Below are 246 nucleotides of genomic sequence, written 5' to 3' on the forward strand. Positions count from 1 at the left end.
CCTAAAATTAGCCGTTGTTTAACATCATTAAGAGCCATGTTTAATGATGAGTTATTTTTTCGGCGTCAACAAGGATTAAAACCGACACCGTTAGCAGAACGTTTGTATCAACCTATATGCCAATTATGTGACATGGTAGGTCAAATTGAGCGAGTGACAGATGACCGTTTAAATCATCAACAAATGCCTATTTTGCATATTGCCGTCTCCCCTAGCATTATTACCAGTGTGGCGATTGCCTTGAGT

1 pseudogene is annotated in these 246 nt (G+C 39.4%); it reads left to right on the forward strand.

The features are described 5' to 3' along the window. Nucleotides 1-36 precede the first annotated feature (36 nt). Nucleotides 37-246 (forward strand): annotated as a pseudogene (locus tag AAEY78_RS14520) (hypothetical protein); the annotation flags it as partial.

Source organism: Psychrobacter sp. 16-MNA-CIBAN-0192, assembly GCF_040309565.1.
Taxonomy (GTDB): Bacteria; Pseudomonadota; Gammaproteobacteria; order Pseudomonadales; family Moraxellaceae; genus Psychrobacter.